Origin of the sequence: Paenibacillus sp. P46E (genome assembly GCF_001909095.1) — a bacterium.
In the GTDB taxonomy this organism is placed as follows: Bacteria; Bacillota; Bacilli; order Paenibacillales; family Paenibacillaceae; genus Paenibacillus_AQ; species Paenibacillus_AQ helianthi.
Genome location: NZ_LVYZ01000081.1, coordinates 1 through 23,410 on the forward strand (window position 1 = coordinate 1; position 23,410 = coordinate 23,410).

General features: G+C 49.1%; 18 protein-coding genes, 2 rRNA genes and 1 pseudogene. 19 read left to right on the top strand and 2 right to left on the bottom strand.

From position 1 onward, the window contains the following. Nucleotides 1–208 precede the first annotated feature (208 nt). From A3849_RS28530 to A3849_RS28605, 17 genes are all read left to right on the top strand, one after another. Nucleotides 209–640, top strand: coding sequence for a GtrA family protein (locus A3849_RS28530; RefSeq protein ID WP_074114460.1), 432 nt, complete (start codon nucleotides 209–211; stop codon nucleotides 638–640). Beyond that, on the top strand, nucleotides 637–1,380 hold the full coding sequence (locus A3849_RS28535) for a sugar phosphate nucleotidyltransferase (protein WP_074114461.1): 744 nt from the start codon (nucleotides 637–639) through the stop codon (nucleotides 1,378–1,380). The genes A3849_RS28530 and A3849_RS28535 overlap by 4 nt, the downstream gene beginning before the upstream one ends. A 20-nt stretch (nucleotides 1,381–1,400) precedes the next feature. Further along, the gene (rfbC, locus tag A3849_RS28540) at nucleotides 1,401–1,949 is read left to right on the top strand and encodes a dTDP-4-dehydrorhamnose 3,5-epimerase (RefSeq protein WP_074114462.1); all 549 of its coding nucleotides are present in this window, start codon (nucleotides 1,401–1,403) and stop codon (nucleotides 1,947–1,949) included. A 77-nt stretch (nucleotides 1,950–2,026) separates the two neighbouring features. Next, nucleotides 2,027–3,049 (top strand): dTDP-glucose 4,6-dehydratase, encoded by a 1,023-nt coding sequence (gene rfbB, locus A3849_RS28545; RefSeq protein ID WP_074114463.1) that lies wholly within the window; start codon nucleotides 2,027–2,029, stop codon nucleotides 3,047–3,049. 8 nt (nucleotides 3,050–3,057) lie between these two features. Further along, nucleotides 3,058–3,918, top strand: a complete 861-nt coding sequence (rfbD, locus tag A3849_RS28550; protein WP_074114473.1) for a dTDP-4-dehydrorhamnose reductase — start codon at nucleotides 3,058–3,060, stop codon at nucleotides 3,916–3,918. A gap of 135 nt (nucleotides 3,919–4,053) precedes the next feature. Then, a complete protein-coding gene (locus A3849_RS28555; protein WP_074114464.1) occupies nucleotides 4,054–5,094 on the top strand; it encodes a glycosyltransferase family 2 protein in 1,041 nt (346 codons plus the stop codon). A gap of 249 nt (nucleotides 5,095–5,343) precedes the next feature. After that, on the top strand, nucleotides 5,344–6,243 hold the full coding sequence (locus A3849_RS28560; RefSeq protein ID WP_372237813.1) for a glycosyltransferase family 2 protein: 900 nt from the start codon (nucleotides 5,344–5,346) through the stop codon (nucleotides 6,241–6,243). Beyond that, entirely contained in the window at nucleotides 6,240–7,640 is a 1,401-nt protein-coding gene (locus A3849_RS28565) for an undecaprenyl-phosphate glucose phosphotransferase (RefSeq protein WP_074114466.1), read from the top strand. Before A3849_RS28560 ends, A3849_RS28565 begins: the two co-directional genes overlap by 4 nt. A gap of 117 nt (nucleotides 7,641–7,757) precedes the next feature. Further along, nucleotides 7,758–8,126 (top strand): glycerophosphodiester phosphodiesterase family protein, encoded by a 369-nt coding sequence (locus A3849_RS32220; RefSeq protein ID WP_083613709.1) that lies wholly within the window; start codon nucleotides 7,758–7,760, stop codon nucleotides 8,124–8,126. After that, nucleotides 8,108–8,623, top strand: a complete 516-nt coding sequence (locus tag A3849_RS32225; protein ID WP_083613710.1) for a glycerophosphodiester phosphodiesterase family protein — start codon at nucleotides 8,108–8,110, stop codon at nucleotides 8,621–8,623. The genes A3849_RS32220 and A3849_RS32225 overlap by 19 nt, the downstream gene beginning before the upstream one ends. A 185-nt stretch (nucleotides 8,624–8,808) precedes the next feature. Beyond that, nucleotides 8,809–9,522 (top strand): heptaprenylglyceryl phosphate synthase, encoded by a 714-nt coding sequence (pcrB, locus tag A3849_RS28575; protein ID WP_143191925.1) that lies wholly within the window; start codon nucleotides 8,809–8,811, stop codon nucleotides 9,520–9,522. Between the two features lie 56 nt (nucleotides 9,523–9,578). Continuing rightward, on the top strand, nucleotides 9,579–11,924 hold the full coding sequence (pcrA, locus tag A3849_RS28580) for a DNA helicase PcrA (protein WP_074114468.1): 2,346 nt from the start codon (nucleotides 9,579–9,581) through the stop codon (nucleotides 11,922–11,924). 75 nt (nucleotides 11,925–11,999) lie between these two features. Next, a complete protein-coding gene (gene ligA, locus A3849_RS28585) occupies nucleotides 12,000–14,012 on the top strand; it encodes an NAD-dependent DNA ligase LigA (RefSeq protein WP_074114469.1) in 2,013 nt (670 codons plus the stop codon). 131 nt (nucleotides 14,013–14,143) lie between these two features. Then, nucleotides 14,144–14,851 (top strand): response regulator transcription factor, encoded by a 708-nt coding sequence (locus A3849_RS28590; RefSeq protein ID WP_083607025.1) that lies wholly within the window; start codon nucleotides 14,144–14,146, stop codon nucleotides 14,849–14,851. A 19-nt stretch (nucleotides 14,852–14,870) separates the two neighbouring features. Next, complete coding sequence (locus A3849_RS28595) at nucleotides 14,871–15,986, top strand: sensor histidine kinase (RefSeq protein WP_143191924.1); 1,116 nt, start codon at nucleotides 14,871–14,873, stop codon at nucleotides 15,984–15,986. Between the two features lie 97 nt (nucleotides 15,987–16,083). Beyond that, on the top strand, nucleotides 16,084–16,701 hold the full coding sequence (locus tag A3849_RS28600) for a hypothetical protein (protein WP_074114470.1): 618 nt from the start codon (nucleotides 16,084–16,086) through the stop codon (nucleotides 16,699–16,701). Next, nucleotides 16,698–18,575, top strand: coding sequence for a transglycosylase domain-containing protein (locus tag A3849_RS28605; protein WP_074114471.1), 1,878 nt, complete (start codon nucleotides 16,698–16,700; stop codon nucleotides 18,573–18,575). The genes A3849_RS28600 and A3849_RS28605 overlap by 4 nt, the downstream gene beginning before the upstream one ends. Before the next feature lie 4 nt (nucleotides 18,576–18,579). On the opposite strand, the gene A3849_RS28610 is transcribed toward A3849_RS28605, so the two are convergent. After that, entirely contained in the window at nucleotides 18,580–19,854 is a 1,275-nt protein-coding gene (locus A3849_RS28610; protein WP_074114472.1) for a molybdopterin-dependent oxidoreductase, read from the bottom strand. 192 nt (nucleotides 19,855–20,046) lie between these two features. Beyond that, nucleotides 20,047–21,235 (bottom strand): annotated as a pseudogene (locus tag A3849_RS28615) (MFS transporter). Between the two features lie 402 nt (nucleotides 21,236–21,637). Here A3849_RS28615 and A3849_RS28620 point away from each other — a divergent pair. After that, a 16S ribosomal RNA gene (locus A3849_RS28620) occupies nucleotides 21,638–23,093 on the top strand. Between the two features lie 108 nt (nucleotides 23,094–23,201). Continuing rightward, a 23S ribosomal RNA gene (locus tag A3849_RS28625) occupies nucleotides 23,202–23,410 on the top strand; the annotation flags it as partial.

Genomic DNA, 23,410 nt, shown 5'->3' on the forward strand with positions numbered 1-23,410 from the left:
GCATATCTCTATCCAATTTATCTCATAAAGTAAGACAAGTATCTCAGGAAGTGGGTATGATGAAGAGAGATATAAAAAAATTAGAAGATAATAAACTAAATGGGGAATAGTGTTCGATTACAATTATTCAAGATTCATGAAAGGACCTTAGTATGATTCAGAGTATGCGTAATAAAAACAGAGAAAATCAGATACTGAGATATAAACTATGATAAACAAGGTGTTAAATCGGTTTTTATCTAACCAATTTATAAGTTACGTATTTGTTGGGGGTATAGGAACATTAGCACATACGGGAACTTTATGGCTACTCACTGAACTGGCGGATTTCAATCCATTGTTATCTTCAACTTGTGGTTTCTTCTTGTCATTAATTATTTCTTATTATTTAAATAGTATTCTGACCTTTAAACAAAAATTTCATATACATTTTTTCTTGAAGTATCTTGCTGTTTCATTAACAGGCTTACTCGTTAATTTATCAATCATTTATACAGTTCAAAATATATTGAATTGGAATTATATGATAGGTCAGTTGATATCAATAGTTGTAGTTCCTATATTGAATTTCGCCTTAAATAAATATTGGGCATTTACTTCAAAAACTGATATGAATGGGCATTCAGGAGGGGTATTGTGAAAGGGATTATTCTAGCAGGAGGTACTGGCTCACGCCTGTACCCATTAACCAAAGTCACTAATAAACATCTTTTACCCGTAGGCAAGTATCCAATGATTTTCCACTCTGTTCACAAACTAAAGCAGGCTGATGTAAAAGATATTCTTATCGTAACAGGTAAAGAGCATATGGGTGATGTTGTGAACCTATTGGGAAGCGGAAGAGAAATGGGGGTCACTTTTACCTACAAAGTTCAGGACGAAGCTGGGGGAATTGCTCAGGCACTGGATTTGGCTGAGCAATTTGTTGGACAAGATCAGATGATCGTAATTCTCGGAGATAATGTATTTGAAGATGATATCTCACCTTTCGTTAATAATTTTCGTGAGCAAAAGTTGGGGGCGAAAATTCTAATACAAGAAGTTCATGATCCTTCCCGGTTTGGTGTTCCAGAGATCCAGGGTGATCGTATTCTTTCTATTGAAGAGAAGCCAAGTAATCCAAAGTCCAATTATGCAGTAACTGGTATATATATGTTTGACAACGAAGTGTTTAAGATCATCAAAACAATTACTCCTTCCGCTCGAGGAGAACTGGAAATCACAGATGTAAACAATGCATATATTGATCGTGAAGAGTTGAGTTTTGATGTTCTTCAGGGTTGGTGGACAGATGCAGGCACACATGCTTCTTTAGCTAGAGCTAATGGTCTAGCTCAGGAACTTACGTTTGGTGAAGAATTCGGGAAATTGAAACTTTAGTTGGGGAGGAGCTGTATCTAATGAAGTCTACATCTTTAAAGTTGCAGGGGGCATCCATCCTCGAACCGGTGGTCCATGGTGACAACCGGGGTTTTTTTATGGAGAGCTACAACGAAGAAATTATGCACAAGCTCGGTGTGAACTATAATTTTATTCAAGACAATCAATCCCTCTCAGCAGAGGTTGGTGTACTCCGAGGCTTGCATTACCAGTTGAATCCCAAGGCACAGACGAAACTGATTCGTGTGCTCACCGGGGCTATTTATGACGTAATCGTTGATATCCGTCGTAACTCTCCAACATTCGGCCAATGGGTCGGTGTTATCCTCAGTGAATATAACAAGCGTCAGCTGCTGGTACCAAAAGGCTTCGCCCATGGCTTCTGCACACTCGTTCCAAACACCCAAGTCTTATACAAAGTGGACGAATATTATTCCCCTGAGAATGACCGCGGCATATTATGGAGTGATCCGGCGCTTGGCATTGATTGGCAGACGTCTGCTCCTGTGCTGTCGGATAAAGACCAGCGTCATCCGTTATTAAAGGATGCGGAGCTGAACTTTGATTAATACTTATTGTGAATAATCGCTTCCGGGACGGAAACGGCTCATAAATCATCACTTTTAGGAAAAAGGTGGGTACACACATGAAACTGCTCGTTACCGGCGGAGCCGGATTTATCGGCAGCAATTTTGTAATATACATGCTGCAGCAGCACCCGAATTACAAGATCATCAATGTTGACGCTTTGACATACGCTGGCAATCTGGAGAATTTGAAATCCATGGAAGGCCATCCGAACTATACGTTTGTTAAGGCGGATATTACTGATGTGGCGGCGATGGATTCGCTGATTGGCCAAGGCGTTGACGTTGTGGTCAACTTTGCGGCGGAGTCACATGTGGACCGGAGTATTCTGGAACCGGAAGTATTTGTGAAGACGAATGTACTGGGTACGCAAGTGCTTCTGGACGCGGCTAAAAAGTATAGTATTGCGAAGTTCGTTCAGGTCTCCACGGATGAAGTTTACGGAACACTCGGCGCAACCGGTCTATTTACGGAAGAAACGCCTCTGACTCCAAACAGCCCTTACTCGGCAAGTAAAGCGGGCGGGGATTTATTGGTACGTGCTTACCATGAGACATTTGGACTTCCGGTAAATATCACCCGCTGCTCCAACAACTATGGCCCATATCAATTCCCTGAAAAGCTCATCCCGCTAATGATTTCACGTGCACTGGCGGATCAGGCACTGCCGGTATATGGCGATGGGATGAATATCCGCGACTGGCTGTATGTTGAGGATCATTGCAGTGCCATTGATCTGGTCATTCATGAAGGTGTGAATGGCGAAGTGTACAATATTGGCGGTAACAATGAACGCACGAATGTTCATATTGTAAACACTGTGCTGCAGGAGCTGGGCAAACCAGATTCACTGATCACTTATGTTCAAGACCGTCCTGGCCATGACCGCCGCTACGGAATCGATCCTACCAAAATCACAAGAGATCTGGGCTGGCAGCCTAAGCACACCTTTGAGACAGGAATTAAGGAAACGATACAGTGGTATCTGAATAACCAGGAATGGTGGACCCGCATCCAATCCGGGGAATACCAGAAATATGCCGCACTCCAGTACGGCAGCCGTCTGGAGGATTCTCTGTAATGCCGAAGATGAAGGTACTTGTTACAGGCTCAGCTGGACAGTTAGGTCAGGATTTAGTGCTGCTGTTGCAGGCGCAAGGTCATGAGGTTCTGGGCTGCGACCGCCAGGAGATGGACATTACCGATCTGGATCAATGCTCGGAGATCATCGGCGGATTTGCACCGGATGCTGTCATTCATTGTGCTGCGCATACAGCGGTAGATGCCGCTGAGACTGACATCGATGCCGCTTATTTAATTAATGCTACTGGAAGCCGCAACGTAGCACTTGCTGCGGAGAAGGTTGGAGCGAAGATGGTATGCATTAGCACGGATTATGTTTTTGATGGCATGGGGACACAGCCGTACCACGAATATGATAATACCGATCCGCACAGCATCTATGGCAAATCTAAGCGGGCTGGAGAAATCCTGGTGCAATCGCTATCCACGAAGTTCTTCATCGTGCGTACTTCCTGGGTATATGGCAAATATGGCAATAACTTTGTGAAAACCATGCTCAAGCTGGGGCAGGAAAAACCGTTACTACAGGTAGTACACGACCAAGTGGGCTCACCGACCTATACGGTGGATCTGGCTAACTTCTTGCTGGAGCTTATACAGACTGAGAAGTATGGTGTCTATCACGCCTCGAATAGTGAGTTCTGTACCTGGTATGAGTTCACGCAGGCGATCTTCGCTGAAGCGGAGGATATCCTTGGGTTGAAATTCACTGCAAAGCTGGAACCCTGCACAACCGAGCAATTTCCACGTCCAGCACCACGTCCGGCCTATTCAGTGATGGAGCATCTATCCATTCGCACGAACGGGTTTCAGGATATACGGCCATGGCGTGAAGGGCTGAGGGACTTTTTGCTGGAGCTAAAATAAATTGATGGAGATTCCTGAACTGCAACGGCGGTTTGGGAGTTTTTTTCTTAGCCCCCCATTCTTGTTTTCGGTATAATGGAGTGTAGCTGGGTCAGCCTGCTTATCTGTTATATAAATCAGGATTCGAGGACTCTTATGAATAAGAAAATCAATAATATTATGAACAACAAAACAGTCAGCGTACATATTGTTACCTATAACAGCGCAGAAGACATTATGGATTGTCTGATGGCAGTTATTGCCCAGGACTATCCCATTGAACAGATTGTGGTAGTAGACAATGCTTCGGCGGACGGTTGCAAGGATAAGGTGAAAGAGTTCAATCATACATTCGAAGCGGAGGCCCATCCAACTCAACAGCAGGAAGCAGGGGTGGTTGGCACGTTGAAGGGGGAGGCAAGAGTTCCTTCACTGATTCTTTTGGAGAACCATACCAACACCGGCTTCGCCCCCGCCCATAACCAGGCTATTGCTGCCACGAATACAGACTATGTGCTGGTTCTGAATCCGGATCTTACGCTAGCGCCGGATTATGTATCCAGACTCATCAAGCAGATGGAGGCCAACCCGCAGATTGGCAGTGCGACCGGCAAGCTTTTACTAAAAGCGGATAACTCTCTTGTAGACAGCACGGGACTGCGGATGAACAGGGCGCGGCGTGCGTTCGATCGTGGAGCGGGAGAGCCTGCAGCGAACTGGCTGGAGTCGGGGATGGTGTTTGGCGTGTCAGGAGCGGCTGCAATGTATTCCCGACGGATGATTGAGGACATCAGTATAGACGGCGAGTTTTTTGATGCGGATTTCTTTGCGTATAAGGAAGATGTGGATGTGGCTTGGCGGGCTGGACTCTTCGGCTGGTTAGCCTATTATGATGCGGAAGCGGTTGGTCACCACGAACGGGGCTGGAAAACATCTGGACGTGACAGCAAACCAATGTTCATCCGGAGAATCTCTTATATTAACCGTTACAAAATGATCTATAAAAACGAACCCGCCCGCAAGCTGTTTTCTACTTTCCTCTATGCTTTACCTTACGAGATCACGGCACATGGGTATATGCTGCTTAAGGAACCGAAGCTGATCAAAGCCTGGAGCTCCTTTTTTGCACAATGGAAGAACCTCAAGGAAAAACGTAAGTATATTCAAACCAAAGTTAAAAGATTGAGAAGCGAGTAAACCAGATGAGAGAGAAGATAAAGAGAGATAAGATAAATAGAAGAGCTGCGGGAAACTTGCAATATATTCAAGCAGTCCATTTTGTATGTGTGGTACAATTTGCTAAAACCTCCTAATCGGGCCGAGCCTACCAAGGAGGTTTTTGTGTTATAATGATTGTCGATAGATTACTATATTTGTCAGGAGCGTAATGCATTGAGTGTAGATGTCAGTATCATCGTCCTTAATTACAACACATGCCGCCTGACGATGGATTGTCTGAGGTCGGTGTATGATTCGGAAACTAAATTTTTCTATGAAATTATTCTAATAGACAATAACTCCCGTGATGATTCGGTAGAGAGGATCAGCCGGGAATTTCCCGGTGTGATGCTGATCGCCAATTCAGAGAATGTCGGGTTTGCCCGTGCCAATAATCAGGGGATGGAAGTCGCTTCAGGCCGGTATGTGCTGCTGCTGAATTCGGATACGGTTGTGCGGAGGGATACTCTGGAGACAATGGTCTCTTTTATGGACAGCCGGCCGGATCTCGGAGCTTCGGGCTGCAAGGTGATTTTGCCGGATGGTTCGTTGGATAAAGCCTGCAAGCGGGGGTTTCCGACTCCATCCGCTTCCTTCTATTATGCATTTGGCTTCAGCAAGCTTTTCCCGGACCGTCCTAGATTCAATGGTTATCAATTAGGTTATCTGGATCCTGATCAGGACTATCCGGTTGATTGTCTGGTCGGGGCGTTTATGTTGCTGAGACGAAAGACGATTGATCAGGTAGGCGGGCTGGACGAGGATTTTTTCATGTACGGTGAGGATTTGGATTGGTGCTTCCGGATCAAAGAGGCCGGGTGGGGGATTTATTATTATCCGCAGACCTCCATTGTCCATCTGAAGGGTGGCAGCGCGCGGCGCAGACCGTTCAAGATCGTCTATGAGTTTCATAGAGCGATGATTTTATTTCACCGTAAGCATTATAGCAAGCGGTACAACAGTATGATTAATGGAGCGGTCTATGCCGGAGTGGGTGTGAAGTTCATGCTTTCGCTGGTACGTAATGCTCTGATCCGTCCCCGTCCCGTGCCTTCACCAGCGCAGACCCTTACAGGCTCCAGTGAATCAGGTTCAAGAACGGAATCGAATGCTGAGGTGAGATTATGATACGCCGTAATCAAAGGTTTTTGACACAGCTATATATCGTTGCGGACTTTCTGGTGATCCAGATAGCCTTTCTGGCAGCCTGGTGGCTCAAGTTCAAAAGTGGCTGGCTGGAGTCTTACCGGACGTTGCCGGTGGAGTCTTATGCGTATTGGAGTTTCATCTACGGCGGGATAGCAGTGCTGATTGGGATCGTGCTGTCGCTGTATCAGCCGAAGCGCAAAAAACGTTTTGTTGACGAGTTCCTTAAGATTTTTCAAGTGCATATCATGGCCATCTTTATGCTGCTCGGCTTAATGTTCTTTCTGAAGGAAATTGACGTATCCCGGCAATACCTTGCGATCTATATGGGTTTTAATGTGCTGTCCATCATGCTGTACCGTTATGTGCTGAAGAAGATGCTGAAGTCCCTCCGTGAAAAAGGCTTCAACCGTCAATTCGTCCTGATTCTGGGGGCTGGTACTTTGGGTAAAAGATTCTACAACAACTTGGTCCAGTACCCAGAGCTCGGGTATGAGACCATCGGCTTTCTGGATGACTACCACACATGGGATAGTATTGAAGGGGAACGCTACAAGCCGATTTTGGGGACAGTGGATGAATTGCCCGGGATGCTGGAAATGCTGCCGGTCGACGAAGTCATTCTTGCCCTTCCACTGGATGCCCATTCTAAATACCCGGCAATTATCGCCGCTTGCGAGAAGGCCGGAGTACGGACGCTGATTATTCCCGATTTCTTCGATTATTTGCCAGCCCGTCCGTACTTTGATAACTTTGCCGGAATGCCAATGATTAATGTGCGTGACATTCCGCTAGATATGACTGGCAACAAGCTGGCCAAACGTGCCTTTGATGTCCTTTTCTCGCTGTTCGCCATTATTGTAATGTCGCCAGTGCTGCTCATTGTGGCGCTCGGCGTGCGTCTAACTTCCCCGGGTCCGGTTATTTTCAAACAGGAAAGGGTAGGACTGAACCGGCGCAATTTCATGATGTACAAGTTCCGTTCGATGAAGATGCAGCAGGATGGGGAGGAAGATAGAGGCTGGAGTACTCCGGTTGATCCCCGACGCACCCGGTTCGGAACCTTTATCCGGAAGACCAGTCTGGATGAGCTGCCACAATTTTTCAACGTGTTACTTGGTCAGATGAGTGTGGTAGGACCGCGGCCGGAGCGTCCCTTCTTTGTAGAGCAGTTCCGCGGGGAAATCCCGAAATATATGGTCAAGCATCATGTGCGTCCGGGAATTACCGGCTGGGCACAGAGCAACGGCCTCCGTGGAGATACCTCCATTGAGGATCGGATCAAGCATGATATTTTTTATATCGAGAATTGGTCACTGCTGTTCGATATCCGCATTATTATCAAGACCATTCGCAACGGCTTCAAAAATGCTTACTGAACTTATAACACTAAATAGATTGATCTGTTGAAAGAAACGGGTGCCATCCTTGAAGCTGAGGAAGACATTTCCGTTTCTTCTTTTTTTACTCCAACTGTTGCAAAGGAAACCACAACTATGAAAAAGACAAAAGGTATTGCCGCAGCCGTTATGATCTTTGCTTTGATCTCTATGATAGTGATTACACCGGGTGACCTGGGTAAAGAGCCGGCAACCGGTTTTGCGTCCCACCGTATTGTTGCCCACACCATGGGTGGAATAAACGGCCATACGTATACAAACACCGTTGAAGCCTTTGCAGCTAATTACGAGCAGGGAAGCCGTGTCTTCGAGGCCGATTTACTCCTTACGGCTGATGATCAACTGGTCGCCCGCCACGAGTGGACGAATAATATGAGCAAGCTGCTCGCCAGCAAACGGTATTGCCTGTTGCCAAACAAGGCATCGTGCTGGATTATGCCCAGTTTATGGATAGTCCTGTTCTGAATATCTATTCACCGCTGGATATGGAGAGAATTTTTGATCTCATGCAGTCTTACCCTGATGCCTTCATCGTTACGGATACGAAGGAGATCAAGCCGGAACTGGTAACACAGCAATTTACACTGCTTACCCAGGCTGCCGGACGCCGTGATCCTGCCCTTCTGGAACGGATCGTTCCGCAAATTTACAGCCGGGACATGCTGGATATAATCAATAAGGTGCATGTATTCCCTGAGGTACTGTATACCCTCTATCAATCGCAGGATAGTAATGAGCAGGTGATTGATTTTGTAAAAGAGAGCGGTGTAGATATCACGCTGCCAACCACCCGGGTCACCAAGAGCTTTGTAAAAAAACTGAAGAAGGCCGGTGCCCGTATCTATGTGCAGACCCTTAATGATGAAGCGGAGATTGTGAAGCTGTCTCGCATGGGTGTGGATGGGTTCTATACGGACTTTGTTGCTGAAGAAGATTTGAGGCAGTTCAATGGACTGCGTTAAGGAGCGGAAAAAGGCGAAAAAATGTTCGCATTTTTCCGCTCTTTAAATTGACACCCCCCTTAGTGCTGGCATAGACTAGAGATACAGCTTTTGCGGTAGCGGAAGTGTTTTTGGCATGAATAACAAGCATGTAAATCGCACCTAATCAATCGGTTGAATAATGAGGATGGACGAAGATGAATGAAATAACGCAAACGATTCAGCTGTGGCGGCATGTGTTTAAGCTGGACCCGGACCGTGAGCTTGGAGAGGCTGAACTGGCTGCAGTTTGTTTATCGGGAACGGACGCGATCCTAATCGGCGGTTCTACCGGGGTTACTTATGAGAACACGGCTGCACTACTGGCAAGAGTGCGTCAATTTGAACTGCCTTGTGCTCTTGAAGTTTCAGATCTTGAGGCGGCTGTGCCGGGTTTTGATCTGTATTTGATTCCAATGGTGCTGAACAGTCCAGATCCAGACTGGATATTGGGCCATCACCGCCGGGCAATTGAGCGTTATGGAAGCTTGATTCCGTGGGAGCACTTCCTTGCAGAAGGATATATTGTGCTGAACGGGGACTCTTCCGTGGCCCGTCTTACAGGAGCTGACAGCTCGCTGAGTGGAGAAGGTGCGGCTGCTTACGCGCAGATTGCGGACAAGCTGATGAGCCTGCCAATCGTTTATCTGGAATATAGCGGTACATTTGGCGATATGGGGACGGTGCGAACCGTACGAGAGACTGTGGAGCACAGTCAGCTTTTTTATGGGGGCGGAATTACCTGTGAATCTGAAGCTGAACAGGCTGCAGCCCTATGTGATACAGTAGTGGTCGGCAATATCATCTACCAGGATGTGCAGCAGGCGCTACTCACTGTACAGGCGGTTAAGAGAACACCGCAGATTGACTTTATAACATAGAAGAACGGCGAAGACGGTTTCTTAATTTATGATATTCAGAAAGGAGCATGTCACACATGCAACTTGTTAACATACAGGATGCCGTAAGCCGGCTTAATCCTCCGCAGCGCCAGGCAGTAGAAACTACGGAAGGTCCTTTGCTCATTATGGCCGGAGCAGGAAGCGGCAAGACGCGCGTGCTTACCCACCGCATTGCCTGGCTGATTGCGAACCGTAAAGCGCCGCCTTGGGCGATTCTGGCGATTACCTTTACCAATAAGGCCGCCCGGGAGATGCAGGAACGTGTCTCGAAGCTGGTAGGGCCGGAAGGCCGGGATATTTGGGTCTCCACTTTTCACTCGATGAGTGTGCGGATTCTGCGCAAGGATATTGAACGGATTGGTTTTACCTCTAATTTTTCCATTCTGGATTCAACCGACCAGCTGTCTGTTATCCGCAATTGCATGAAGGATTTGAATATCGACACGAAGAAGTTCGAGCCCAAGGCTGTCCAGTCGATGATCAGCACCGCTAAGAATGAACTCATCACACCGGCACAATATGAGCAGAAAATCGGCGATTATTTGGAAGGTCTCGTGGCCAAGGTGTACACCATGTACCAGAAGCGCCTGAGAGCCAATAACTCGCTGGACTTCGATGATCTGATTATGAAGACGATCGAATTGTTCAAGGAAGTGCCGGAGGTGCTGGATTTCTACCAGAAGAAATTCAAGTATATCCATGTCGATGAGTATCAGGATACGAATAGGGCGCAGTATATGCTCTGCCGGATGCTGGCGGACAGCCATCACCGCATTTGCGTCGTCGGCGACAGTGACCAGTCGATTTACCGCTGGCGTGGGGCGGATATTACGAATATCCTGAATTTTGAGGAGGACTATCCCGAAGCCAAGACGATTATGCTGGAACAGAACTACCGCTCTACCTCGAACATTCTGAATGCGGCCAATGGCGTAATTGCGCTGAATACGGGACGCAAGCCCAAGAAGCTGTGGACGGATTCTGCGGAAGGCGCGAAGATCAAAGTGTTCCGCGGCGACTCCGAGCATGACGAAGGCTATTTTGTCACGGGAGAAATCAGCAAAAATGTCAAGGAGGGACAGGCGTATCAGAATCATGCGATCCTGTACCGTACGAATGCGCAATCACGCGTAATAGAAGAAATTCTGATCAAATCGGATATTCCCTATCAGATTGTCGGGGGGATCAAGTTCTATGACCGCAAAGAAATTAAGGATCTGCTGGCCTATCTGCGGTTGTTGTCCAATCCCGATGACGATATCAGCCTAACACGGATTATCAATGTTCCGAAGCGGGGCCTGGGGGATACGACGGTGGGCAAGCTCGCTGCCGCCGCTGCATCTCAAGGTGTCTCTATCTTCCGGGCGCTGCAGACGGTGGATGATCTCGGCTTCGCCGGACGGACGCGCAATACACTGGTAGAGTTTTACGATATGATCGAAGCGCTGCACCGGATGGTGGAATTCCTGTCGGTGACGGAGCTGACGGAGAAGATTCTGGAGCTATCGCAGTACCGTCTGGAGCTGCAGAATGAGAATACCCTTGAATCCCGCTCCCGTCTGGAAAATATCGACGAATTCCTGTCCGTAACCATGGAATTTGAGAAAAATAATGAAGATAAGTCACTGGTATCCTTCCTTACTGACCTGGCGCTGATCGCAGACATTGACAGCGTGAACGATGAGGAGGAACGCAGTGACGCTGTAGTGCTGATGACTATGCACAGCGCCAAGGGCCTGGAGTTCCCGACTGTCTTTATTATCGGGATGGAAGAGGGCGTATTCCCGCACAGCCGTGCCTTCCAGGACAATGACGAACTGGAAGAAGAGCGGCGTCTGGCGTATGTAGGGATCACCCGTGCGGAGAAGCAGCTGTTCCTCAGCTGTGCACGGATGCGCACGCTGTTCGGCCGGACGACGGCCAATGCGCCGTCGCGCTTCCTGGAGGAGATTCCGGAGGAGCTGAAGGAAGATACGGGAGGGGCTTCGGACCGCTTCCGGCGCGGCGCAGAGGTTGGCGGTGCTTATGGCGGCCGCGGCTTTGGCGGAGGCAGCCGGGGGAACTTCGGCAGCCGCGGCGGTGCTGCCGGGAATGCGCCGGCAGGAGGCGGGAACGCCGGCTTCGGCGGCAGCACAGCGTCCGCGGCGACCGGTACAAGCCGCGTGACCGTGACCTCCGGGGGGGCGCAGCGCGCTCCGGGGGCTTCGGCGCCCGGCGAATTCAAGGCCGGCGACAAGGTCTCTCATGGCAAATGGGGCATCGGTACCGTTGTGTCGGTGAAGGGTAGCGGCAACGATACGGAGCTGCAGATTGCTTTTCCGGCGCCGGTGGGTGTGAAGCGGCTTCTGGCCGGCTTTGCGCCGATCACCAAAGTCGAATAATTCGGCTGCGATTAACGAATGTGTTTTTGGACCACGCTAACCGTACGAAACAATTTGATGGAGGGATGTCCCCCGATGGATGCTATGCACACTATGGAGGAGCTCGTAGCTGAGCTGAATCAATATAACTATCATTACTATACTCTGGATGCGCCGCAGATCAGCGACAAAGAGTATGATGTTCTTTACGATAAGCTTGTAGCCCTTGAAGCAGAGAGTGGCATCGTGCTGCCTCATTCTCCTACTCAGCGTGTGGGGGGAGAACTGCTCAAAGGGTTCACACCCCACAGGCATCTGGCACCCCTATGGAGTCTGGATAAGGCGCAGAATATCGAACAGCTTCGCAGCTGGAATACGCGGGTGCTGAAACTGGTGAATGATTATAACGCCAAGAACCCTGAAACCCCTCTTCCTGCGCCCTGCTATGCGGTAGAACTGAAGTTTGACGGCTTAACGCTTAATCTGACCTATCGTGACGGGGTGCTGGTACAGGCAGCCACACGCGGCAATGGTGTGACCGGAGAAGGCATTCTTGCCCAGGTAAAAACCATCAAATCGGTCCCGTTGACGATTCCATTTAAGGAAGGTCTCATTGAAGTGCAGGGCGAAGGGATTATGAATCTTTCTGTGCTGGCTGACTATAATACAAGGGCCGCTGAGCCGCTCAAAAATGCACGTAACGGGGCAGCGGGAGCGCTGCGTAACCTCAACCCTAAGACGACCGCCGACCGCCGGCTGAACGCTTACTTCTATAATGTAGGCTATGCGGAGGGTGTACAGTTCACAGACCATCAGGAAATGATGGATTTTCTGAGGAACAACCGTTTTAAGGTCAACCCATACCTTACCTATTTTGATCATTTTGACGATGTTACCGAACAACTGGCAGAAATTGAAGAGAGCCGTTCCGGTCTAGACTATCTAATTGACGGCGCGGTTATCAAGGTAACTGATTTCCGTATCCGCGAGGTACTCGGGTACACCGATAAATTCCCACGCTGGGCAGTGGCTTATAAGTTCGAGGCGGAAGAAACCACAACGATCCTGGAGTCGGTCAGCTGGAACGTGGGCCGTACCGGCAAGGTCACCCCGCTGGCACGGGTAGAAGCAGTGGAGCTGGCAGGAGTAACTGTCCAGAACTGCACCTTGAACAACGTTGGTGATATTGAACGCAAGAATCTCAAGCACGCCTTGGGTACACGTGTGTTCATCCGCCGCTCGAATGATGTCATTCCCGAGATTCTTGGTAAGGTAACCGAAGAGAGTGACGGCGGGGAGATTACCTTCCCTGAGGATTGTCCGGCCTGCGGTTTCCCGCTGGAAATGCGCGGCGCGCACCTCTTTTGCAACAACAAGCTGAATTGTAAGCCGCAGATCATCGGGCGTATTACCCATTTTGCTTCCCGGGACGCAATGGATATCGAGACTTTCAGTGACAAGACGGCCGGGCAGCTGCATGAGGAACTGAATGTGCGGGAACCAGCTGACCTATATGAGTTGACCTTTGAGCAGCTTGTGAAACTGGAACGTTTTGGGGAGAAGAAAGCCGATAACCTTCTTAAGGCGCTGGAGGAGAGCAAAGGACGGGACCTTGCGTCTTTCCTGTTTGCTCTGGGGATTCCGAACACTGGCAAAGCAACCACCAAGATGCTGGCTGATCACTACCGCAGCCTGGAAGCAGTCATGAATGCTACCGCCGAGGAGTTGTCAGGACTTCCTGACATTGGAGGCATTGTAGCCGAGAGCATTGTGAGCTTTTTCGCGGATCCCTTTGTAGTAACCAGTATTAACCGTATGCTTACACTCGGTGTAGAAGCGAAGGCGCCTGAGGCTCCACGCCAAGTGAATACCAATTCTTTCTTCAGCGGCAAAACAGTAGTACTCACAGGCTCGCTGCAGAAGCTTACCCGGGAAGAAGCAGCAGAGCGTCTGGAGGCGCTAGGCGCCAAGGTATCCGGTAGTGTCTCCAAAAAAACCGATCTCGTTATCGCCGGTGAAAAAGCAGGCAGCAAGCTGGCCAAGGCCCAGCAGCTGGGTATTCAAGTGATCGAGGATGAGGAAGAGCTGCTTCGGCTATTGGAGAGTTAGACGCAGACAACAGAACAGATGCATTCACAAAGTCCTGGTTCGATAACATCGAATACAGGGCTTTTTGCCATATCCGTTTATAATATAAAATAGAGAAAAGGCTATTTATGGATTAGAAAGGATACTTGCCTGTGATACAAGAAACGATCCTGCTTGTGGATGATGAGAAAGAAATTGTAGAGCTGCTTGACATTTATTTCCGGAATGAGGGATACCGGCTGCTTAAAGCCTTTGACGGAGTGGAGGCACTGAAACATCTCAGAGAAGAAACAGTAGATCTAGTTATTATGGATGTAATGATGCCCAGATTGGACGGAATTGCGGCTTGTATGAAAATCCGGGAGGAGAAGAACATGCCGATTATTATGCTCTCTGCCAAAAATACGGATATGGACAAAATTCTCGGGCTGAGCATAGGGGCTGATGATTATGTCGGAAAGCCGTTCAATCCGCTGGAGATCGTGGCACGGGCTAAATCACAATTACGCCGCTACCATCGATTCAACAAGGATGCTCCGGCAAGGGGCAGCGAGAATGAACTCATTTTCGAAGATTTGGTTATAGATATTGCTAAGCATGAAGTCAGTGTAGATAACCGGAAGGTGAAGCTGACACCCCGGGAATTTTCTATATTGGAACTCCTGGCAAAGCATCAAGGGCAGGTGCTCAGTATGGAGCAGATTTATACGAATATCTGGCCTGATCCATTTCTGGATGGCGGCAATACAGTGATGGTGCATATTCGTAATATCCGTGAAAAAATTGAACTGGATCCTAAGCACCCTCGTTACATACAAACCGTGTGGGGGATCGGATACAAACTGGACGGGCCGTCCTGAAAGCTTGAGGTGAGAGACGTTGAATGCGAAATATATAAGTACAATCCGTTGGAAATTTATCTGGGCATTTATGTTGAGCGTTTTATCTGGTGCTATTCTACTGCTGGGTGGATACCGGTTGGTGAATGCCCTGCTCTATTTGAACCCTTCTCCCCCGTCGGCGGCGTATTCACAGTTACTGAGATGGGTCATTAATCATATTGGTTCCGTACCTGTGATGACTGCTGCAGGAATTCTCAGCTTTTTGTTCTTCTTTTTTATCTTCACACGAAAAATAGTCTCATATCTGGAGGAAATCACGCGCGGTATCCAGCAAATTACAAAGCTTGGAGAATCACATCGGATTGAGATTAGAACTGCGGATGAGCTGGGGATGCTGGCCGAGAACATCAATATCATGTCTGAACGGCTGCAGCAATCCCTTCTGGAAGAACGCAAGGCTGTCGAAGCCAAAAATGAGCTCATTACAGGTGTATCCCATGATTTGCGCACCCCGCTGACTTCAATACTCGGCTATCTTGAATATATCGAGCAGGACCGATGCCGGGAAGAAACCGAATTGCGCTATTATGTAGACATCGCCTATCAGAAAGCACAGGTACTGCGAAAACTCATTGATGATTTGTTTGAATATACACGTGTTAACAACGGAGGACTGCCACTCGTACCAGAACGTCTGGATTTAAAAGCCTTTATGCGCCAGTTGGCAGAAGAGGCGGTTCCGGAGCTTACTCGGGCAGGGATGACCTACCAGATGGTGGATGAGACTGAATCCTTGTGGATCGATGCAGCTCCTTATGAATTGCTGCGCGCCTATGAGAATCTGATTGCGAATGCGATCAGATATGGACGGGATGGTAAAAGGATAGAGATCGGTCTGGCCCGAGAGGGCGATGAAGCTGTGGTGCGGATCAGTAACTTTGGTGAACGGATCGCGGAAAGAGATCTCCCGCATATTTTCGAACGCTTTTACCGGGCTGAACGCTCCCGTTCTCAATACACCGGTGGCTCGGGCCTGGGCTTGGCAATTGCGAAGGGTATTGTTGAACGTCATCAGGGAGTAATCTCGGCTGTAAGCGATATGTACCGGACGGATTTTATCACACGGTATCCGCTGTCTCGGAACCCTTCTTAAGAAAATCTTCAGAACTTTGCCGGGTGCATCTTAAGAAATAGCCGTTATCCTGTGTGACATGAGGTGATTATCACCTGTGTGACTGGAGGGATAGAACTTGAAAGGATTCAAAACGGTACGCTCCGGCTATCTGTACATTTTTGGGGGAACTGCGCTGCTCAGCGGTATTTCTCTTGCTGTTGTATACTCCTTGGCTGCATTGCTGTATTCACGCTACACTGCAGCTTCCGCGGTCTATTGGGTCCGCATCCTGCGCTGGCTGATCAATCATATCGGCCGCATACCACTCGCCGTCCTGATGTTTACGGCGGTTTTCACCGTAATCTTTCTGCTTCGGTCGCAAAAAATATCCGATGATCTCAAAAGTCTGCTGCAGGCCTCCGAAGAATTGTCTACCTTTGGTTCCTTCCGGGAGCTGAAGGTGGTCAGCGGTGGTGAACTGGGCCAATTGGCCGAACATTTACATAAAATCAACAGGCCGTTAAAAGCAGCGGACCAAGGTCCTTGCGCTTACAATCTGAAGAATTCGGCTGATCCGGTTTTGGGCAATGAAGCGCTTATGGCAATGATTTTAAGAACAAGAACGTTGATGCGATTGCTGAATGAAGCGTCCACTGAAGAAGGGGAGCGGATTCAGATATTGCAGGTAGAGGCGGCAAAACGCGAGGCAAAGGGTATGGAGAGGTTCATGGAGAACCTGATGGTCCGCTCATGAGCCGTTTGGATGCTAGGGCAAGGCGAAAACTGCTGCGCATTTTTTATACTGCTTTTGACATCGGGGTAGCCTGTGCCCTATTACTGGTGGCCCTTATAGTCTACGTTCATCTATACGGGGATGTTGTATTAGACCGTCATCCAGAGAAGTTGAATTTGGCGGAATCGAGTATAATTCTTGCCTCCGATGGGACCGTGCTGCGCAGAATTCCATTGCCGGAATCAGGATACAGGATGTCGGCCCGTCTGGAAGAGATGCCTGAACTGCTAATTAAGACCTTTTTGGCGGTCGAAGACCGACGCTATTACAGTCATCAGGGCCTGGATTATACAGGGATTCTGCGGGCTGCATTGCACAATGCGGTGTATCTGGACCATTCGGAGGGAGGCAGCAGCATCACTCAGCAACTCGCCCGCAATCTATATCTGAACAGAGACAAAAATCTGTTGCGTAAGCTGAATGAAGCTTCCCTTGCTATAGCTTTGGAGAAACGGCTGTCGAAAGAGGAGATACTGCAGCTCTACCTTAACCAAATCTATATGGGCCAAGGACAATATGGAGTGAAGGCGGCAGCCGAGCATTATTTCAGCAAAACGCATATGAAGGAGTTGGAAATCTGGCAAATTGCTGCTTTGGCGGCTATTCCAAAAGGCCCCTCTGTTTACAATCCTGAGTCGGCGGGGGAGCGGCCTGTGGAGAGGAGAAAGCTTGTACTGCGGATCATGGAGCAGCAGGGATTGATTACCCATGAGGAAATGGTGGCTGCTGCGAAGCAGGAGATTAGGCCTGAAGCGGGTACAAAGGCGTATTCTACTGGTACAGGGGCTTCCTACATTAATACCGTGCTTAAAGAAGCCTCCCGGCTGACCGGGAAGACGGAGACAGAACTGCAGACAGGCGGCTACACGATTGTGACGGGAATGAACCCCGTTGCCCAGCTGGCGCTGGAAGAGACTTTCCGCAATTCTGATTTCTTCCCCTCCGATGGGAAAACGCAGCAAGTGGAGGCAGCCATGGTTATAATCAACCATGATAATGGAGAGGTAGTGGCGTTAACCGGAGGACGTAATCCAAGCATAGGCAGCATTAATCGGGCAATTATTGATGCACGTCAGCCGGGCTCCGCGTTTAAGCCGGTAATTGATTACGGTCCGGCGCTTGAGAGCGGGAAATTTATGCCGGACAGTCTTCTCCTTGACCGGAAACAGAGATATGGGAGTTACAGCCCTGATAATCATAATGGCATATACCGGGGGCAGGTAAGCATGGGTCAGGCACTACAGCAATCTATTAATGCTCCGGCAGTCTGGCTGTTGAAGCAGGTGGGGGTTGAGAACGCCCGTGCATTCGCAGCCAAGCTCGGTATAGTGCTGCCGCAGGAAGATAACAATCTGTCAATTGCGCTTGGTGGGCTGCATACCGGTGTCTCCCCTCTCAAAATGGCACAGGCATACAGTGTATTCGCAAGCGGTGGAACCTTTAACGATGCCCATACCATTAGGAGCATTTCAGATACGCAGGGTAAAATGTTGTACAGGTATGCACCTAAAAGAAAGCAGGTTGTCTCACCGCTCACTGCCGCGAACATGACTGCAATGCTTCGTGGCGTAGTGAACAAAGGAACAGGTGTAAAAGCACGGATGAACATCCCGGTAGCCGGGAAGACCGGAACGACCCAGGCTGATCTGCCAGGCGTCACCGGCAAGGCCAACCGGGACCTTTGGTTCGTCGGGTACACCCCTGCTTGGACAGCCGCTGTATGGATGGGGTTTGACCATACCGACAAGGATAACTTTATGACCGCGGGCAGCGGGATGGCGGCTGCTTTATTTTCCGCCGTGATGAACAAGGCGTATACGGGCTCCGGGCGTTAGAGGTCTATACCCGCTTCGCACTAGGCAACCAGGCATCCTTATCATATCCGCGTTGTTCCCAATAGCCGACATGATCTTCTGCAATGAGCTCAATCCGGTTTAGCCACTTGACTGATTTATAGGCATACATTTGCGGAGTCACCAGACGTACGGGTCCTCCAAGTTGGTTCGGAATAGGTTTGCCGTCGTGCAGCACAGCAACCATTACATCCTTCATCCGTGCTTGGTCCAGAGTCAGCGAATCGGTATAGACACCATCACCGGAATAGAATTTTACCGTTACTGCCTGATCCTGCACTCCGGCCATGTCAAGCAGCTTTGCGAGCGGGAGGCCCTCCCAGGTGTTTTTATAGACCGACCAGCCAGTGACGCAGTGAAAATCGCTGACCTGCACCTCACGCTGCAGCTTGACGAATTCATCCCAATTCCAAGTGGACTTCTTGTCAACCAGGCCATCGATCGTAAAAGACCAATTGCTGTTATCGAAGGATGGGATATCAGTTACGGTGTAGACCCGAAAGCTGCCTTCTGCTCCGCCTCCAATGGGTGGCGCGGAATCCGCCAGCGGCACAGGATCAGGAATCAGGGCATTGGCATTACTTGCAGCATATTCGGCAGCTCCAGGGAGCTGTAATGATTTGCCGATCCAACGTACAAAGGTTGGACCGAGCGTTATAGCGAGGCCTGCTCCGACAGCCACCTTAATAAAACCCCGCCGTGTATATACTGGTTGAGGTCCGTTTACAGCTGCCGGCTTCTGTTTAACTCTATCATTCAGGGATTCACTTTCCGGTGTCATTTCCGCTACAATGGAGCGCTTCTTGGGCTCTTTCAGCCATTTGACCCTGGTAATGGAGTGATAGATAATGACCGGAAGCCCCACCCAGGTGAGAAGATCATGAATAAACAGCGCCATATTGGCCGCTCTCGGTCCGGCAAGCCCGAACTGCCAGAGGACAATCCCGGATAAGATCCAGCCGATCAACATAGCCATCACAAAAACGACATTGGCTTTTTGCGAACTTTTCCCGTTCAGTCTTTTCCAATGCTTGGCTGCAAGCAGCAAATAGTAGATGACCGGAACAAGGAGTACCAGCCCAAAAGCGATATGAGCCCACTTCAGCCACACCCGACCCTCACCAAGCAACTCCCGCCAGAAACCGCCAAGCAGCATCAATCCGCTCACGGCCAGAATCAATACCAGCCATGCATTCCACATGTGAATGGAAACAAGCTTTTTGCCATACCCCTTACGGAGCCCCGCCAGTGCTTTTTTCAATGATGTCCCTCCTCTAACCCGTGATCGGTGGTGAATCATTCAACTTTTAACTAATTGTAACGCATAACTCAGTGAATGAATAATTCTCTTTAGGGAGGCTTGTCCATGCGCAATCAAAAAGCCCATCATTCTCAATAAGGGAGAAGGATGGACTCATCACAATAGTATGAGAAACGCACAACTTGTTGTTTATTACTCTGAAGCCCATTCCTCCAGTTTTTGATCCCCGGGGAGCAGCAGCGCAAGCAGGCCTAGTAGAGGCAGGAACCCACAAGCTACAAATACAGTCCCGATACCGATCCGGTCAATGAGCGCACCAATGACAACTGAACCAATACCACCTAGTCCAAAAGCAAGTCCGGTGATCAGTCCTGAGACCGTCCCGATATTTCCCGGATACAGCATTTGTGCATAAATTACGGTCACGGAGAAGCTGGATAACAGGATGAAACCGGAGATGACCAGCAGAACAAGCGCCCAGGATTGACTTACAAAAGGAAGCGCCAGTGCAAAAGGGACAGTTCCCACCATAGAGATCAGGATCAGATTGCGCCGTCCAAAGCGGTCAGCAAGCGGCCCCCCAAAGAATGTACCAACCGCACCGGCAGCCAAGTACATAAAAATATAAATTTGAGCATGATCAATGGTCATTCCATAGTTCTTCATTAAGTAGAAGGCATAGTAACCGCCGATAGACGCGCCGTACCAGGAACGGACAAATACAAGGAAGACTAGAATGATCGTGGCAGTTAAAATACTTTTGCTGCGTGCAGGATCTATAGTGCGTGCAGCTGACTTTTTACGGAAGGTGTATCCATCATCCAGCATTTTCCGGTACCATCTGCCCGAAAGGAATGAATACCCATTTCATCAAAAGCGGACCCAAAGACTGTCCGGCGTTGCCGCCAACCTGAAAGATGGATTGTGATAATCCCTTCCGCTGTCCCGCAGCCATATGAGCTACACGCATGCCTTCCGGGTGAAACGCTGCGGAACCGAATCCGACGAGCATCACTGAAAATATCACCAATACATAATTCCCTGCAAAAGCCAGCATAAATACACCGGCGAAGGTGCAACACATCCCTAACGGAAGCAATATTGGGCGTGGTTTACGGTCAGCAGCATAGCCGATAACGGGTTGAATCACAGAAGATGTGATATTGAGGGCGAAAGCGATCCATCCCACTTGAGCGTAAGATAGCAACATATTGTTCTTAAGGATAGGAAACATTGCTGGAATGAGCGCTTGAATGGAGTCATTAAATAAATGAACAAAGCTGACTGCTAATAAAATACGGTATATGGTAGCCTGCTGCAGGTGGGGTTGCTGCTTTTCATTAATTACTGGTGGGGAGGCTGGTATGGAATTGTCGTTCATTGGATCTCCTTTCGGGCTGGTTATGTATATTGGTTATTGCTGATTTTCATTTAGCTTCATTGTAGCCGTAAGTATTGCACTATGGAAATCAATTTTTGCCCTATCCATGCGAATTATACGCCACCTCATTTATTTATAAAAAAAGCTTGCAAACATTAGGACGGCATGATATATTATCTCTTGTGCTTATGAGACATCGACGCTGATTGAAAGAGCGAAGAAGAAATAAGTTGACAAGAAACAAAGAAACATGATATGATCTAATTCCTGCGCTTGACACGAAGTGTTGAGATGTTAGGAGCAAGTTCTTTGAAAACTGAACAAATGGAACGCGTTGATTTTTATTAGATTCATTTAATGAATCGTCAGTTTCAAAATGAGCAATCGCTCTTTCTAAATACCAATTTGGAGAGTTTGATCCTGGCTCAGGACGAACGCTGGCGGCGTGCCTAATACATGCAAGTCGAGCGGAGCTTATCCTTCGGGGGGAAGCTTAGCGGCGGACGGGTGAGTAACACGTAGGCAACCTACCCTCTAGACTGGGATAACTACCGGAAACGGTAGCTAATACCGGATAATTCCTTCACCCTCCTGGGCGAGGGATGAAAGGCGGAGCAATCTGCTACTAGAGGATGGGCCTGCGGCGCATTAGCTAGTTGGTGGGGTAACGGCCTACCAAGGCGACGATGCGTAGCCGACCTGAGAGGGTGAACGGCCACACTGGGACTGAGACACGGCCCAGACTCCTACGGGAGGCAGCAGTAGGGAATCTTCCGCAATGGGCGAAATTGCCAGGGAAGAACGTCCGGTAGAGTAACTGCTACCGGAGTGACGGTACCTGAGAAGAAAGCCCCGGCTAACTACGTGCCAGCAGCCGCGGTAATACGTAGGGGGCAAGCGTTGTCCGGAATTATTGGGCGTAAAGCGCGCGCAGGCGGCTATTTAAGTCTGGTGTTTAAACCTTGGGCTCAACCTGAGGTCGCACTGGAAACTGGGTGGCTTGAGTACAGAAGAGGAAAGTGGAATTCCACGTGTAGCGGTGAAATGCGTAGATATGTGGAGGAACACCAGTGGCGAAGGCGACTTTCTGGGCTGTAACTGACGCTGAGGCGCGAAAGCGTGGGGAGCAAACAGGATTAGATACCCTGGTAGTCCACGCCGTAAACGATGAGTGCTAGGTGTTAGGGGTTTCGATACCCTTGGTGCCGAAGTTAACACAGTAAGCACTCCGCCTGGGGAGTACGGTCGCAAGACTGAAACTCAAAGGAATTGACGGGGACCCGCACAAGCAGTGGAGTATGTGGTTTAATTCGAAGCAACGCGAAGAACCTTACCAGGTCTTGACATCCAACTAACGAAGCAGAGATGCATCAGGTGCCCTTCGGGGAAAGTTGAGACAGGTGGTGCATGGTTGTCGTCAGCTCGTGTCGTGAGATGTTGGGTTAAGTCCCGCAACGAGCGCAACCCTTGACTTTAGTTGCCAGCAGGTAAGGCTGGGCACTCTAGAGTGACTGCCGGTGACAAACCGGAGGAAGGTGGGGATGACGTCAAATCATCATGCCCCTTATGACCTGGGCTACACACGTACTACAATGGCCGGTACAACGGGAAGCGAAGCCGCGAGGTGGAGCCAATCCCAGCAAAGCCGGTCTCAGTTCGGATTGCAGGCTGCAACTCGCCTGCATGAAGTCGGAATTGCTAGTAATCGCGGATCAGCATGCCGCGGTGAATACGTTCCCGGGTCTTGTACACACCGCCCGTCACACCACGAGAGTTTACAACACCCGAAGTCGGTGGGGTAACCCGCAAGGGTTGAAAACTGGATACCGAAACGAAAATGCGTTTTAGAACATCTTTTAGCTGAAACTTGTGTAAACAAGTTGAAATAGTTATTAGTTGATACAATTGATCTGGTAGGAAAGTAAAGAACAGCAATGTTCAATATTTCTCCTGCGGAGAAAATTGCGGTTAAGCTAATAAGAGCACACGGAGGATGCCTAGGCGCCAGGAGCCGACGAAGGACGTGGCGAACAACGAAACTGCCTCGGGGAGCTGTAAGCAAGCTTTGATCCGGGGGTGTCCGAATGGGGAAACCCAGCTGTGGTAATTCGCAGTTACTCATACCTGAATACATAGGGTATGTAGAGGCAGACCAGGGGAACTGAAACATCTAAG